Source organism: Streptomyces sp. NPDC004126 (assembly GCF_050275515.1).
Classification (GTDB): Bacteria; Actinomycetota; Actinomycetes; order Streptomycetales; family Streptomycetaceae; genus Streptomyces.
Window position 1 is genome coordinate 100,540 of sequence record NZ_JBNNPF010000010.1, and the last position, 14,197, is coordinate 114,736.

At 74.0% G+C, this 14,197-nt stretch carries 12 protein-coding genes; 6 read left to right on the forward strand and 6 right to left on the reverse strand.

What is annotated here, in order from left to right; genetic code table 11:
* Positions 1-36 precede the first annotated feature (36 nt).
* Positions 37-1,968, reverse strand: a complete 1,932-nt coding sequence (locus ACQKM2_RS12385; RefSeq protein ID WP_427708845.1) for an ABC1 kinase family protein — start codon at positions 1,966-1,968, stop codon at positions 37-39.
* Positions 1,969-2,194: 226 nt separating this feature from the next.
* Here ACQKM2_RS12385 and ACQKM2_RS12390 point away from each other — a divergent pair, with 226 nt between their 5' ends.
* Positions 2,195-3,106 carry an ADP-ribosylglycohydrolase family protein gene (locus ACQKM2_RS12390; protein ID WP_427708846.1) on the forward strand — a complete coding sequence of 304 codons (912 nt, stop codon included), beginning with the start codon at positions 2,195-2,197 and terminating at the stop codon, positions 3,104-3,106.
* A 117-nt stretch (positions 3,107-3,223) separates the two neighbouring features.
* Complete coding sequence (locus tag ACQKM2_RS12395; protein ID WP_427708848.1) at positions 3,224-4,510, forward strand: MFS transporter; 1,287 nt, start codon at positions 3,224-3,226, stop codon at positions 4,508-4,510.
* Positions 4,511-4,526: 16 nt separating this feature from the next.
* Here the strand turns inward: ACQKM2_RS12395 and ACQKM2_RS12400 are convergent, their stop codons facing one another.
* Positions 4,527-5,045, reverse strand: a complete 519-nt coding sequence (locus ACQKM2_RS12400; protein ID WP_427708850.1) for an ArsR/SmtB family transcription factor — start codon at positions 5,043-5,045, stop codon at positions 4,527-4,529.
* Between the two features lie 102 nt (positions 5,046-5,147).
* Between ACQKM2_RS12400 and ACQKM2_RS12405 the strand changes: the two genes are divergently transcribed.
* The 3 genes from ACQKM2_RS12405 (at position 5,148) to ACQKM2_RS12415 (ending at position 9,446) form a co-directional block, all read left to right on the forward strand.
* Entirely contained in the window at positions 5,148-6,410 is a 1,263-nt protein-coding gene (locus ACQKM2_RS12405; RefSeq protein WP_427708852.1) for an MFS transporter, read from the forward strand.
* Between the two features lie 328 nt (positions 6,411-6,738).
* Complete coding sequence (locus ACQKM2_RS12410; RefSeq protein ID WP_427708854.1) at positions 6,739-8,694, forward strand: hypothetical protein; 1,956 nt, start codon at positions 6,739-6,741, stop codon at positions 8,692-8,694.
* A 302-nt stretch (positions 8,695-8,996) separates the two neighbouring features.
* Positions 8,997-9,446, forward strand: a complete 450-nt coding sequence (locus ACQKM2_RS12415; protein ID WP_427708856.1) for a spore-associated protein — start codon at positions 8,997-8,999, stop codon at positions 9,444-9,446.
* A gap of 151 nt (positions 9,447-9,597) precedes the next feature.
* Here ACQKM2_RS12415 and ACQKM2_RS12420 read toward each other — a convergent pair whose 3' ends face one another.
* The 3 genes from ACQKM2_RS12420 to ACQKM2_RS12430 form a co-directional block, all read right to left on the reverse strand.
* Positions 9,598-9,984, reverse strand: coding sequence for a MerR family transcriptional regulator (locus ACQKM2_RS12420; protein ID WP_427708857.1), 387 nt, complete (start codon positions 9,982-9,984; stop codon positions 9,598-9,600).
* 65 nt (positions 9,985-10,049) lie between these two features.
* On the reverse strand, positions 10,050-11,084 hold the full coding sequence (locus ACQKM2_RS12425) for a zinc-binding dehydrogenase (protein WP_427708859.1): 1,035 nt from the start codon (positions 11,082-11,084) through the stop codon (positions 10,050-10,052).
* 83 nt (positions 11,085-11,167) lie between these two features.
* Positions 11,168-11,959, reverse strand: a complete 792-nt coding sequence (locus ACQKM2_RS12430) for a helix-turn-helix domain-containing protein (RefSeq protein ID WP_427708861.1) — start codon at positions 11,957-11,959, stop codon at positions 11,168-11,170.
* A gap of 125 nt (positions 11,960-12,084) precedes the next feature.
* Here ACQKM2_RS12430 and ACQKM2_RS12435 point away from each other — a divergent pair, with 125 nt between their 5' ends.
* Positions 12,085-12,822 (forward strand): SDR family oxidoreductase, encoded by a 738-nt coding sequence (locus tag ACQKM2_RS12435; RefSeq protein WP_427708863.1) that lies wholly within the window; start codon positions 12,085-12,087, stop codon positions 12,820-12,822.
* A 24-nt stretch (positions 12,823-12,846) separates the two neighbouring features.
* Here ACQKM2_RS12435 and ACQKM2_RS12440 read toward each other — a convergent pair whose 3' ends face one another.
* Positions 12,847-13,968: a hypothetical protein gene (locus tag ACQKM2_RS12440; RefSeq protein ID WP_427708865.1), complete on the reverse strand. Its 1,122-nt coding sequence runs from the start codon at positions 13,966-13,968 to the stop codon at positions 12,847-12,849.
* Positions 13,969-14,197 lie beyond the last annotated feature (229 nt).

Sequence of the window (14,197 nt, forward strand, 5' to 3'; positions counted from 1 at the left end):
GGCGGCGGTGCCACCGGGCCCGCGCACCATCGCCGGTCAGTCCATGGGCCGGCTGGTGACGTAGACGGTGCGCAGGACGATGGCGGCGGACAGCAGCAGCAGGTTGCAGCCCATCAGCCCGTACAGGCCGAGGCCCTCGCTCACGCGCGGCCCGCTGTCCATCCCCAGGAGTTCGAGGCCCGCGAACCCGAGGAAGATCCCGACGAGGGCGTGCACCACCCGCCCGACGAGTTCGCCGGCGACCCGCCGATCCCGGGGGTCGGCGAAGAGCCGCACGTTCACCCCCAGACGCCCTTCCTCCAGCGCTCCGCCGAGGCGGTCCAGACGCCGGGGCAGCCGTCGCAGGACGGGGAGCAGCGCGATCAGCTCGTCGCGGGCGGTGTCACGGACCTTCTGGGGTCCCAGCCGGTCGGCCATCCGTGCCGAGGCGTACGCACGTGACGCCTCCAGCGTGTTGAACCCGGGGGAGAGGCGGACCAGTGTGCCCTCCAGGGTGGCCAGGGCCCGGAACACGGCGGCGATCTCCGGTGGCACCGCCAGCCGGAAGTCGGCCACCAGCCGGAACAGGTCGCTGAACATCTCCACGTCCGGTGCGGATCCGTGCCCCAGATGGCGGGCGCTGAACTGCCCGAGCGCCCGCAGCAGACGCTGCTCGTCGACGTCCTCGGGCCGGTCGGTGACCTCCAGGAGCGCCTCGCGCAGGGCGAGCGGGTCGCCGCGGTCGACGGCGAGGAAGAGACCGCCCATCGCCTCGCGGAGCCCGGCGTCGATCCGGCCGACGGATCCGAAGTCGAGCAGGGCCGCCCTGCCGTCGGGCTGGAGCAGGATGTTGCCGGGATGCGGATCGGCGTGGAACACCCCGTCCAGCATGATCTGGTCGAGCAGTACGGTGAGCAGGGTCTCGGCCAGCTCGGCCCCGTGCCTCTCGTCGTCGGGGACGGCCTTGCCGAGGGAGGTGCCCTCGACCCGGCTCATGACCAGGACGCGCTCCGAACTGAGCCGGCCGTACAGGACCGGGACGGTGACGCCGGAGCCGCCGCGAGCCTGGGCGGCCCGGCGCACCGAGGTCATGTTGCGGCCCTCGACGCGGAAGTCCAGTTCCTCCCGCAGCGCGACGGCGAAGCCCCGCGCCAGCTCCTCCAGACCGAGACCTCGCCCCCAGGCGGTACGGTCGGCCAGCGCGGCGGCCAGACGCCCGACGATGTCCAGATCGCGCTCCACGAGTTCCGGTATCCCCGGCCGCTGCACCTTGACGATGACCTCGGTGCCGTCGTGCAGGACGGCCGCGTGCACCTGCGCGATGGAGGCCGCGGCCAGCGGTACCTGCTCGAACGAGGCGAACAGGTCCGGCAACGGCGCGCCCAGGCCCTCCCGGACCTGTGCCTCGACCTCGTTCCACGGCGCGGGTGCCACCTGGTCCTGCAGCAGACTGAGCTCCTCGACGTACACCTCGGGCAGCAGATCCCGCCGGGTCGACATCAGCTGCCCCAGCTTCACGAACGTCGTCCCTCCGGCCTGCAGGGCCTGCCGCAGCTCCCGTGCCAGCAACTCGTGCCGCACCGCGGGTGCGCGTCGCCGCCCGCGCAGATACGGCCCGAGTCCGTGACGGGCGGCGATGCGCACGACCTGGGAGTAGCGCCTCGCCCGCGCGATGCGCCCCCGCACCGACCGGACCCACCCGAGCGGTCTCACGGACCCCACGGGCAGCATGACGTCCAGCGAGACCAGTACGACCATCGAGGCGAGCATCCCGACCCCGACCATCAAGGACAGCAGCGGCGCCAGCTCGCCCGACTTCTCCAGACGGGGCCCGAACAGCCCACCGGACACCGCGAGTCCGCACGTTCCGGCAGCCGCGATCCGCACCACCCCGGCCCGCACCCCCAGCAGCCTGCGCCCCACCACCGCGGGCGCCACCACCACGAGCAGGAAGACGAGTATTCCGACCAACGCGCCAGTGATCCACATGCTGTCATTCAACAGCACGCCTGTACGATTCCTCGCCCTGGCGCCATCGCCAAGTCGCCTTCTTTCGCCGGGGATTGGCCTGTCGGACGCCGCCCTCCACCCGGCGCATCCGCGCGGCGGAGTCCGCAGGGGGCGCGTGCGGGCCGCAGGGCTCGGGGCGTGCCGGCGGCACGGCCGCGCCGAAAACCCGGTGCCGGGGGTGCCGGTGCCCGGTGACAATGGGCCGATGATCAAGCTGCCCCCCGCCGCGCGGGACTCCTTGGCCGGGCTCGCCTTCGGAGACGCCTTCGGCGACCGCTGGTTCGGCATCCTGCGCCGCGAGGGCCCGGCGGCCCTGGAGGCACGGATCCTGCCCCCGGAGCCGCTGTGGCAGTGGAGCGACGACACGGCCCAGGCGGTCGTGCTCCTCCGGGAACTCGCCGAGGGCGGCGGAACCGTCGTGCAGGACCGTCTCGCCCTGAGCCTGGCCGAGGCCTACGCCGACGACACGCACCGCGGCTACGGGGCCTCGATGCACGACGTGCTCCGCCGGATCGGTGCGGGTGAAGGCTGGCGGGAGGTGGTCGCCGGACAGTTCGGCGGCCAGGGATCCTGGGGCAACGGCGCTGCCATGCGCGTGGCCCCGCTCGGCGCCTGGCTCGCCGACGACCTCGAAGCCGTCGTCGAACAGGCCGCCAGGCAGAGCGAGGTCTCGCACCACCACCCGGAAGCCGTCGCCGGAGCCGTGGCGGTCGCCGTGGCCGCGGCGCTGGCCACCCGCAGCCGGGGCGGAGCCGCCCCCGCGCGCCCGGACTTCCTCCGCGCCGTCGCCGAACGGCTCCCCGTCGGCGACGTCCGGTCCGGGGTCCGGATCGCGGCCCGGATGCCGGAACACACCTCGGTCCGGCACGCCGCGGAGGTCCTGGGCTCCGGCTACCGGATGTCGGGACCCGACACCGTGCCCTACGCCCTCTGGTGCGCGGCGACCCACCTCGACGACCTGCACGAGGGCCTGTGGTCCACCGTCGCCGGGCGCGGGGACATCGACACCACCTGCGCCATCGCGGGCGGGGTCATCGCCGCCCGCACGGGCGTCACAGCGCTCCCGCCCGCCTGGCACGCAGCCCGTGAGCCGCTGCCCGCGGCCGTGTCCGCGTAGGGAACCCGCCCGGTGCGGGCCGCGCACCGCCCTTCGGGCGGCGCACGGCCGGCCGGGGCCGCCCCCTCACCGCGGACCCGGGGCGTACGGGCGGCTCCCTACGGGCAGAGCGTGATCATGACAGAGACCGCTACGCACACCCCCGCCCCACCGCGCCGCCCGTTACGCCAGCTGCTGGCCGCGTCCGTCGGCGACGCCGTGGAGTGGTACGACTGGTACGCGTACACCTTCCTGGCCACCCACATCGCACGGCAGGTCTTCCCGGCGGGCGCGGGCAACTCCCTGGTCCCGCTGCTCTCCGTCTTCGCCGTCTTCGCCGTCGGATTCTTCATGCGCCCGGTCGGCGGGCTCCTGATGGGCGCGATCGCCGACCGGCGGGGCCGGCGCACCGCGCTCACCGTCACCATCCTGCTCATGGGCGGCAGCAGCCTGCTGGTCGGCCTCACACCGGCCTACGCGGCCGTCGGCGTGCTCTCCCCGGTCGTCCTCGTGACCGCGCGGCTGCTCCAGGGCCTGTCCGTCGGCGGGGAGTTCGCCGCGTCGACCACCTTCCTCGTGGAGTCCGCCGGGCCCGGCCGCCGGGGCCTCTTCTCGTCGTTCCAGTACGTCTCCACCTCCGTCGGCCAACTCGCCGCCTCCGGCCTCGCCGCACTGCTCGTCACCGCGCTCCCCGAGGACGCCATGAACACCTGGGGATGGCGCGTGCCCTTCCTGCTCGGTGCCGTCCTCAGCCTCGCGGGGTTCTGGATCCGGCGGGGAGCGGAGGAGACCCTCGCCGCCCACCCCGCCGAGGCCCCCCGCCCCGGGCTGTTCGACGCGCTCCGGTACCACCCCCGCGCCTCGCTGCTGATCGGCGGCATCACGGCCGGAGGAACCCTCGCGTACTACACGTGGACCTCGTACCTGCCGACGTACGCCGAAGTCGAGACCGGCATGGCCAAGGGGGACGCGCTGCTCGCCGGGACGCTGGCCCTGGCGTTCTTCGCCCTGCTGCAGCCGATCGGCGGCCTGCTGTCCGACCGCTTCGGACGCAGGCCCTCCCTGCTGTTCTTCGGGCTCGGCTTCGCCGTGCTCGTCGTGCCGCTGCTGCGTGCCCTGGACGGTTCGTTCCTCTCCCTGCTGCTCGTCCAATGCGCCGGCATGGTGCTGCTCACCGGCTTCACCTCGATCTCGGCGGCCGTGAACGCGGAGGTCTTCCCGGCTCGGGTGCGGGCGGCCGGCATCGGCTTCCCGTACTCGCTGACGGTCGCGCTCTTCGGCGGCACGGCCCCGTACATCGGTACCCTGCTGCAGGAACTGGGCGCGCCCGGCCTGTTCTCCTGGTACGTCGCCGTGCTGTGCCTCTGCTCCTCAGCGGTGTACCTGCGGCTGCCGGAGAGCGCCCACAAGCCCCTTCCTCGCTGACGGCCGCCCCGCCGGCTCACCCGTCCGGATGCGCCGTGTCCTGCAGGGGGAAGGCCATCATGCTGACGCCCAGCGGGATCGTGCCCGGCGCGTGCGGCGGCCGTGCGGCCTCGTGGAGCTCGACGGCGAGTTCGCAGAGCCGTCGCCGAACCGCCTCCCACGTCCGGGGATCCACCCACAGCTCGGCGTCGACGGTCACGCCCTCGCTCCCCTCGCGCCGGCGGCCGGCACGGTCCCGCAGCGCGTGCGCCATGGTCTCGGCCAGCATCGGGTTCCCGCCCTGCTGGTCGGACAGGGGCGTGCCCCGGACGGTGCGGTAGCGGCGCTCCCTGCCGCCACGACGGAGGCGTTCCTCCGCCAGCTCGACCAGGCCCGCGGCGTCCAGGCGCCGCAGGTGCTGGCTGGCCAGCGCGTGCGAGACGTCCAGCTCGCGGGAGAGTTCGGCGGCCGACATGGGCCCGGGCCACATGAGGCTGAGCATCCGGAGCCGCAGAGGGTGGGCGAGCGCGCGCAGTACGGGGTCGGTATCGGTCACGTAGGCCAGTAAACCGCAGCCGGGGCGGCCCGAACCCCTACCCCCAATCAAATGCTTGGGGGTAGGGTGGGCGCCTTCGGGCACACCACGAGGGGGATGCGTATGGCCTGGCCCGCGGTCAGGGTCCTGCGGGACCGCAACGCCGGTCTCTATCTGGTCGCGGTGATCGTCTCCGGGTTCGGCGACTCCGCGATGTCGCTGGCCGCCGGGATCTGGGTCAAGACGCTCACCGGCTCCAACGGCCTCGCCGCACTCGTCGGCTTCTGCTTCTGGCTCCCCACCTTCGCGGGACCCGTCATCGGCACCGCAGCGGACCGGGTGCGCCGGCGCCCGCTGCTGGCCGCCACCAACCTGGCTCTGGCCGCGGTCATGACCGCGCCGCTGGCCGTGCACACGAAGGCGGACGTCTGGGTGCTGTTCGCCGTACTGACCATGGTCGGAGCCGGCATGGTGCTCACCGAAGCCGCCGAGACCGCACTGGTGGCCGCGGCCGTGCCGCAGGAGCTGCGGGGCGACTTCAACGGCCTGGTGTTCACCGCGTCCGAGGGCATGAAGCTGCTCGCCCCGCCGGCCGGGGCGGTACTGTTCACCCGCTTCGGCGGGCCCGTCGTGGCAGTGCTGGACGCGGTCACCTTCGTACTGGCCGCGCTCGCGTTCCGGTTCATCCGGGTGAAGGAGGCCCCGCCCGCCGCCCGCGCGAAGCGGGCATGGACCACCGAGACCGCCGAAGGCGCCCGGTACCTGTGGCGACACCCCTTGCTGCGCCCCCTGGTCCTCACCGGCGGGGCGGCCATGGCGCTGTCCGGCCTGAGCAGCACGGCGACGTTCGCGCTGCTCGACGCCGGGCTCCACCGGTCCCCGGCGTTCGCGGGCGTGCTCACCGCGTTCCAGGGGCTGGGATCGGCCGTCAGCGGGCTGGCGGCCGGTGCGTTGATGCGCCGCACGTCCGAGCGCGCCTTCTCCGCGATCGGGCTCGCGCTCTTCGCCCTCGGGGTGCTCGCGAGGGCGACTCCGTGGCCGCCGGTCGTGCTCGGCGGCAGCCTGGCCATCGGGCTGGGCCTGCCCTGCGCGCTCATCGCGGCCATGACCGCCGTTCAGCGGGAGAGCCCGGGCGAGCTGCTGGGCCGGGTGGCAGCCACGGCCGGCACCCTGATGTTCGCGCCCACGGGGCTCGCCCTGCTCGTCGGCACGGGAATGGTGGCCGCCCTCGACTACCGGGTGCAGACCCTCGCCGCCGGCGCGGTCGGCCTGGCCGTGGCCGCCGCGCTCACCGTGACCGGCCGCGTCGGCCGCGCCGGCCGTACCCCGGCACCAGACCGCGCAGAGCCGGAACCGGAAACCCGGAGGGTCGAGAGCACGCCGTAGCGGGACCAGCGCACGCCGGACGCCGACTCTGCGGCCCGCACTGCCGCGTCCCCTCCGCCGGGGCCGGGCCGACCGCACGCGGGACAACCGGGCCGCCGACCAGCCGGCCGGGTTCCGACCGTCCGAAGTGACGTTCCTCTGCGGTCGGCGACCGAACCCGACCGGGGGTCGGCCCAGGGCAGGGTGAGCCTCCAAGGGCCGTGCAGCGGCGGGCGCTCAGGAGGCGCTCGCCGCTCGACCGGTCGCCGGGGGCACCGGCGCGGACGCCCCGGTGGAACTCTTCAGGCGCCGGTTGCTCCCTCACGAGGCGGCGGGGGATCATGACCGCGTGTCCCACCGAGAGCAGCTCCACGCATTCCTCCCACGCACCGGACTCACCGTCGTCGAGGACGTGCGCCCCGGCGGCCTCTTCCCGCCGGAGGCCGCCTGGCGCATCGCGCGCGGGACCGCCGCGCCCGCCGGCGCCGCCCGGGAAGCCCTCGACACCGCGTGGTGGCGCCGCCTCGCGAACGACGACGGCGAGTTCCTGGTGGCCGTATTCGGACACCGGATCGGCGGCAACGACTCCTGGTGGACCCGCGTCCGCGCCGCCGACGGCGCGGTGCCGCGGCTGACCGGCGACCCCGGGTTCGTGGCGCTCTCCCTCGACGGGCAGGTGCTCCTCGCGGAGCTGCCCGGCGCGGACGGTCCCCGTGCCACGGCCCTCGACCGGCTGCCGGAACGGCTGGAGGAGGCCGCCGCGGCCGCCGGACGCGAGACGGAGGCCGAGCGCGCCGCGGTGTGGGCGGCGGTGCCCGGCCGGCCCGCCTGGCCCCTCCACTGGGCGGAACGGATCGGGTTCAACCCCGCCGCCCCGGACGAACTGCTGATCCGGCTGCTGGACGTGGAGGAGGGCTTCCTGCACGGGTGCGACCGGCCCGCCGTCCTCGACGCCGCCGTCGCGCACCCCGATCCGCGGGTGCGGTCCACGCCCGCCGAAACCTTCCGCCCCAAGCTCACCTCCGACCAGTGGGTCCGCCTGGTCCGCGCGGAGCCGTCGCCGGCGCGACGCGTGCTGCGCGCCGAGCGAGCCCGCACATGGGGTGCCGAACTCCCCGACGACCTGTACGACGAGCTCCTCGCCGGCCCCGCCCGTGCCTCGGCCGCCGAACTCCCCGGGGTCCCCGCCCGCCACCTCCCGACCCTCGCGACCGACCCCGACCCCCGGGTGCGGGCCGCCGCCTGCGCCCGGTGGGAGGAGATCGCCGCGCCGCAGCGGGACCGGCTGCTGGCCGACACCGACGACCTGGTGCGTACGGAGGCGCTGCTCGCCCACCACACCGGCATCCCCCTGCCCCGCGAGGTCTACGCGGCCCTGCCCGAGCCCCGGCGCGCGCTCGGACAGTGCCGACTGGAGCCCGGACTGGAGGCGGAGCTGGTCCGGCACGGGACCGCCAAGGAACGCCGTACGCTGGCCGCCAACCCCCGGCTCGGCCCACTCGGCGTCGCCGTCCTGGCGGAGGACCCCGACGAGGACGTCCGCTCGGGGGTGGCGCTGCGGCCCGACCTCGACGAAGAGCAGCGCGCCGCGGTGCGCCACGCCTTCGACCCGGACCTGATGTCGTACACCCTGCCCTGGGTCGAGCGCCTGCATGGCGACGCCGACGCGATGCGCCGCCTCGCCGCGTCCTCCCATCCACTCGTCCGCCGCAGCGTGGCCCGTGCCCGGCACCTTCCGCCGGACGTCGTGCGGCGCCTGGCACGGGACGAGGACCCGCCCGTCCGCCTCTTCCTCGCCGAATCCTGCGACGACGCTCCGGCCGAGCTGCTGCTGGACGTCTGGCGCTGGTGGGACGGCAGCTTCAGCCACCCCGACCGCCCCCGCGGCCACCCCAATTTCCCCCGCACCGGCCTGCTGCGCCACGCCGGCGACCCCGCCGGCCGGATGCGGCGCCTGGTGCTGGACGATCCGCAGTCCACGCCCGCCGACGTCGCACGTCTCGCCCGCGACCCGGAAGCCGAGGTACGCCGCCGCGCGGCCGAGGACCCCCGGCTGTCACCGGCCGACGCGGTACGGCTGCTGAACGACCCGGAGACCGCCGTCCGCGGGAGCGCGATGCGCAATCCGCGGCTGCCGGCCCGCGTCCTCGCCGGGCTGCTGCACGACCGCGACACGGCAGGCGCGGCCGTCACCAACCCGGCGATCCCGGTCCCCGTCCTGCACCGCATCCTGGACGCGGCCGCGGAAGCCGTGGCCGCCCTGCGCCGGACCCCGCCACCCGGCAGCGTGTCCGCGGCGCCGTAACCCGCCTCCCTTCGTCACACTTCACCGCCCACGAGACGTTCGACCGGACGATCCGATGCGCCTACGCGGCCGAGCGGAGGCAGTGGCAGGCCTTGGGCCGGATCTGGGCGGAGGGCACGTCGACTGGTGGGCCGCGGCGTCCTCCGGCGCGTTCAGCCGTTCGGCCCGCCTCGCGTGGCCGTCCGTCGGGGGGTGCCGAGCCGACGCGGTCACATCTTCTCCGGACGACGTGCAACCGTTCCGCCGTCCCGCATGTCCCACCATGCAGGAGCGACCAACTCCGATGACCATCAGGGGGAAACATGCGATTCACCCGTTCCGTCGTCACCACGACCGCGTTCGCCGCCCTGGCCCTGGGGGCCACGACCGCGCTGGCGGCGCCCGCCACCGCCGCGCCCAACACCACGCCGCAGAAGGTCTGCGGAAGCGCCTACAAGACCGTGAACTCGGCCGCCATCGGCTCGCTGGGCACCGTCTACCTGACGTACAACGCCTCGAACGGCAAGAACTGCGTCGCGACCATCCGCAACAACCCGGGTGCGGCCGTGGACATGGCCCTCTGGATCGAAGTCCCCGAGACCTGGGAGCGGGGCGAGGACTACGGCCGGTACACGTCGTACGCGGGCCCGGCCTACGTGTACGGCAAGGGCCACTGCGTCGACTGGGGCGGCGGCATCAGCAACGTCCACGTGCAGGTCTACAACTCCAACTGCGGCGCGCGCAAGGAACACCGGGTCACCGAGGTCCGCTGACCCGGGCTCGTCCTGACCGCGGCGTTCTCTGCCGCGGTCCGGCTCGCCCCGGCAGGCTCGCCGAGCCCTGCCGGGGCGAGGCCGCGTCCGGCCGGCGCCGCGTCACAACAGCCCAGGCGAAGCCCGTGCCGTGGGCGAAGCCATTTCCACGTCAGTCGGCCCGCGGGCGGGTCCGGCGGCCGGTCAGCCGGGCGAGCTCCTCGCGCTGCCGGCCTAGCCGGGCCAGCTCGGCGTCGAGGGCGGCGATGCGGCGGTCGACCACGGGTGCGAAGCCGCCGTCGCCGGTCCCGGACCCGCAGACCGGCGCCGGGTCACGGGTGAGCAGCGGGAGGCGGTCCGCGCGGCTGCGCAGGTCCCCGATGGTCAGGCCCAGCGCGAGCAGTTCCCTGATCACCCGGACCAGGGCGACGTCCTCGGGGCCGTACTCCCGCTGTCCGGACGGGGTGCGGGCGGGCGGGGGCAGCAGGCCGCGCTGTTCGTAGAGGCGCAGGGCCCGTGCCGTGGTCCCCGCCGCTGCCGCCGCGTCGCCGATCCGCATCCGCCCCACCCCGTCCCGATCAGCTGCCGTGACCCCGTGAGCCCGTATGGGTGGCGTGCGGCCGGCTACAACTGCACGACCACCGCGCCGAAATGGCGTCCGGCGATCAGTTCGGGCAACGCCCGCACGGCCCCGTCGATTCCCCGGACGGTCGAGTAGGGGAAGCGGATCGCGCCGGACCGCAGCCAGCCGCCGAACCGCTCGCGCCATTCGGCCTCCACGTCGGGGTGATCGGTGCCGGCGTATCCGCGCAGCGAGAGGCCCCGGACCACCAGCCGGAAGGTGTCGATCTCCACGGGTGCGGTGCCACCACCCCGTTCCGCGGCCATCTGACCGGCCAGCGTGCCGACGACGGCCACGCGCGCACCCTGCCGCGCCACCGCCAGTGCGGCCGCGAGCTGTTCGCCGCCCACGGTGTCGAGGACCACGTCGATGCCGTCCGGGGCGGCGGCCCGCAGCCGGTCGGCGAAGGGCGGGTGCTCCTGCCCCCGCAACAGCACGTCGTCGTAGCCGAGTTCCCGTACGAGCCGGTCGGCCTTGTGGAGCGAACCGGTGCTGCCGAGGACGCGTGCGGCGCCCAGGAGCCGGGCGATCTGCCCGGCCAGGGTGCCGACCGCGCCGGCCGCGCCGGTGACCAGGACGACGTCGCCGGTCCGGACCGGGGCCAGCCGGGTCAGGGCGCCGTACGCGGCGGAGCCCTGGGCGAGGTGCGCGACCGCTGTCGGCAGGGCCGGGTCGAGGGCGGACACCTCGGTGGCCGGCAGCAGGGCGTGGTCACGCCAGCCCGCCATGTGGACCACCCGGTCGCCGGGGCGCAGCGGGCCGTCGGCGGGGGCGGCGAGCACCTCGCCCACAGCGGGGCCGAAGAGGGCGTCCCCGGGCTGCAGGAGGGGCAGGGGCAGGCCGGCCGTTTCGCCGCCGATCAGGGTGCGCAGGCCGGGGAAGACCAGGAAGCACTCGTTCCGCACGAGCACCCGGTCGGGCCCCGGCTCGGGCAGCGGGGTCCGGGCGACGGTGAAGTGGCGTGGCGCCGGCAGCCCGTCGGGGCGGGCGGCGAGGCGGACTTCGCGGGCGGTGCGGGGCAGAACGGTGGTCGGCACGGGCGGGCCTCCTGGACGTGGACGCGACGGGTGCCGGGACGCTAACCCCTGCCCCGCGGGTCAGGGTCAAGCCCACGGCACGACTACGCCGCGTAGATCACCAGGGTCTGTCCGGGTCGGCCTGCCACGTGGAACGCGGTGTAGGCGTACGTGGACACGCCACCGTCCGCGGCGCGGAGCCGCTTCCGACCGCCTCCCCGTGCCTGTACCTCGAACCGCGGCCACCATTCGCGCACCTCGGAGCTGCCTTCGTGCAGTTCGTCGACGAGCCGCCCGTGGCGCGGATCGCCGGGATGCGCTCCGGCCAGAGTGCGCACCCGCGCGAGCAGTCCCCGGGCCTCCTCCTCCCAGTCGACGAGAACCTCCCGTGCCCGAGGGTCCAGGAACGTCCAGCGCGCCAGGTTCGGCGCCCGTCCGTTCGATGTGACGAGACCCGGGAACACCCGCTCGGTGGCCGGATTGTGGCTCAGTACCTCGTACGTCTCGTCGATCACGTAGGCCGGATGGGGCTGCAACAACAGCGGCACGGCGGCCACGTCCGGATCGAGGGGCTCGGGCCCCTCGGTGGACGGTGCGCGTCCGGCGAGCCGGAACAGGTGGTCGCGTTCGTGGGCGTCGAGGCGCAGGGCGCCCGCGAGGGCCGCGAGGACCTGGTCCGAAGCACGGATCTCCCGCCCCTGTTCGAGGTACGTGTACCAGGTCGCGCTCATTCCGGCGAGCAGGGCGAGTTCCTCGCGCCGCAGTCCCGGCGTGCGACGACGGCCGGTCAGGGGCAGGCCCGCCTGCTGCGGGGTGATGCGCGCGCGACGGCTGCGCAGGAAGGCCGCCAACTCGTCGCGTCGCTGCCGGGAGTCGGACCCCGCGCGCTCCGGCATGGCACTACCACCCTTGATTCCAGGATAAACCGGCTCTGGATACCAGGGTAAGGCCGCCACACACTGGTCCCTGCCGCAGTCACGAGCGGCAACGAACACGAGCGGGACCAACGGAAGGAACCGTCATGTCAGGTATCGAGGGCAAGGTCGTCGCCGTCACGGGGGCCAGCAGCGGCATCGGGGAGGCGACCGCACTCTTGTTGGCCGGCCGGGGCGCCCGGTTGGTGCTGGGCGCCCGGCGCACGGAACGGCTGGAGGAGTTGACCGAGCGGATAGGGAAGGCGGGCGGCGAGGCGGTACACCTTCGCACGGACGTGACCCGGATCGCCGATCTCCGTGCACTGGTCGCCCTGGCCGGCGAGCGCTTCGGACGGCTGGACGTCCTCGTCGGCAATGCCGGCGTCGGCACCATCTCGCCGTTGGACGATCTGCGCGTCGACGAGTGGGACCACATGGTCGACGTCAACATTAAGGGCGTCCTGAACGGCATCGGCGCGGCCCTCCCCGTGTTCCGCGCCCAGGGCCGGGGGCACTTCGTCACGACGGCTTCGACAGCCGCGTACCGCGTCGTGCCCGCCATGGCCGTCTACGCCGGGACGAAGGTCGCCGTACGGGCGATCTGCGAAGGCCTGCGGCAGGAGGCCGGGCCGACCCTGCGGGTCACCACCATCTCGCCCGGCGTGATCTCCACCGACTTCGCCGGGGCGTCGAGCAACGCCCGGGTGCGCGGCGACATCACGCGCATGCGGGACGAGGTCGGCATCGCACCCGCCTCGGTCGCGCGGGCGATTGCCTACGCGATCGAGCAGCCGGCGGACGTGGACGTCAACGAGATCGTGGTCCGGCCGACAGCGCAGAGCTGACCGACTGCCGGCTGTCCCTCCGGACTACCGGGGGAGGGGTGTGCCGAGTACGGCCGCGGCGCGTGCGGAGATGCTCGCGAGGTGTTCCGCCCACTGGGCCTGGGAGGCGGGGCAGAGCAGTACGCCTCCGAACCGGCCGGCGGACTCGGCGCCGTAGGAGGGGCGGCGCAGGCAGTCCGGGCACTTCTCCGATTCGGGTCGCTGGAGGAGTTGCGCCATCCCGGGGAAGAGCAGTCGGTCGCCCTTTCTCAGGACCGCCTCGTACCGTTCCTTGTCCGCCGGTGGTGTGTCGGCCGCGTCGATGCGGTACCAGAGCTTCGAGTTCTGCCGTGCGTTGCTGATCACGTCTTCGGTCTCCGGCCTGCCGATGGTCAGGCCGTCCTCCACGAACCGGTAGCGGCGCATCATCTGGTGGATCGGGCCCCCGACGCACCGTGCGAAGTTCACGGCACATCGCCCGGAGGCCCTGCGGGACCAGGCGGTGTCGATCGCCCACAGCACCTCGCGGTACGCGCGGAAGGCATTCGTACGGAGTTCGGGGTCCGCATAGGCGAACGTGCTGTGGATCTCGCCCTCCGCGCGGTGCTTGTGGAAGGCGACCGCGTCGTAGAGGACGTCGCTGATCTCGGCGATGAGGCTGTTCTCCTCGTCCGAGAGCCAGTCGTCGCTGTTGTCGCAGGCGATGGCGGCGGCGATGTAGAAGCGGAACATGCCGTCGCAGTCCCGGAGCCGGAACCAGTCCCGAGGGGAATGGGCGAGGGCGTCGACGTATCGGCGCATGAGCTCGGTGTCGCGCCGCCCCGACGACTTCTCCGTCGACATGAGCAGGGAGGCCCGGTACTCGCGGGCCATGTCGTCGTGCAGCGCACTGCCGCCGAAGAGGATGCCGAGGAGTTCGTCGATGTCGTAGCCCAGCACGGGGCCGTCCGACATGACGTCGACGAGTTCGCCGAATACCTCGGCCACCACCGCTACGCCACACAGGCGGGCCAGTGCGATGTAGCGGTTCCAGTTGCTGAACTGGGGCACGATGGAGCGGTTGTACTCCCAGGCCTGGGCGAGCGTCTCCGCCCGCTGGCCGACGGACAGGCCGCAACCCTGGAGGTCGTTGGCCAGCTCATCCGGATAGAACCAGGATTCCCGCATCGTTCCGTCCTCGCTGCGCCACGCGACCAGGGAGCAGGGCGCTGAGTGATGTGCCTGCGTTTGCATCGTCGAGCCCCCGCAACATGCGGGCCATCGCTGCGCGAGGGCGCACAGGGGCAGACGCGGGGCTGCCGGGAGGCCACGCGGGGCGCGGTGATCCCCGCGAGGCCGTCCCTTCGTCTTCGATCAGGGTGGCCAGCAGACCGGCCATGCGGGCGAGGACGGCGTC

Coding starts and splice junctions, on each gene's coding strand:
- ACQKM2_RS12385 (WP_427708845.1), bottom strand. CDS start 1,968: ATGTGGATCACTGGCGCGTTGGTCGGAATACTCGTCTTCCTGCTCGTG.
- ACQKM2_RS12390 (WP_427708846.1), top strand. CDS start 2,195: ATGATCAAGCTGCCCCCCGCCGCGCGGGACTCCTTGGCCGGGCTCGCC.
- ACQKM2_RS12395 (WP_427708848.1), top strand. CDS start 3,224: ATGACAGAGACCGCTACGCACACCCCCGCCCCACCGCGCCGCCCGTTA.
- ACQKM2_RS12405 (WP_427708852.1), top strand. CDS start 5,148: ATGGCCTGGCCCGCGGTCAGGGTCCTGCGGGACCGCAACGCCGGTCTC.
- ACQKM2_RS12415 (WP_427708856.1), top strand. CDS start 8,997: ATGCGATTCACCCGTTCCGTCGTCACCACGACCGCGTTCGCCGCCCTG.
- ACQKM2_RS12420 (WP_427708857.1), bottom strand. CDS start 9,984: ATGCGGATCGGCGACGCGGCGGCAGCGGCGGGGACCACGGCACGGGCC.
- ACQKM2_RS12430 (WP_427708861.1), bottom strand. CDS start 11,959: ATGCCGGAGCGCGCGGGGTCCGACTCCCGGCAGCGACGCGACGAGTTG.
- ACQKM2_RS12435 (WP_427708863.1), top strand. CDS start 12,085: ATGTCAGGTATCGAGGGCAAGGTCGTCGCCGTCACGGGGGCCAGCAGC.
- ACQKM2_RS12440 (WP_427708865.1), bottom strand. CDS start 13,968: ATGCGGGAATCCTGGTTCTATCCGGATGAGCTGGCCAACGACCTCCAG.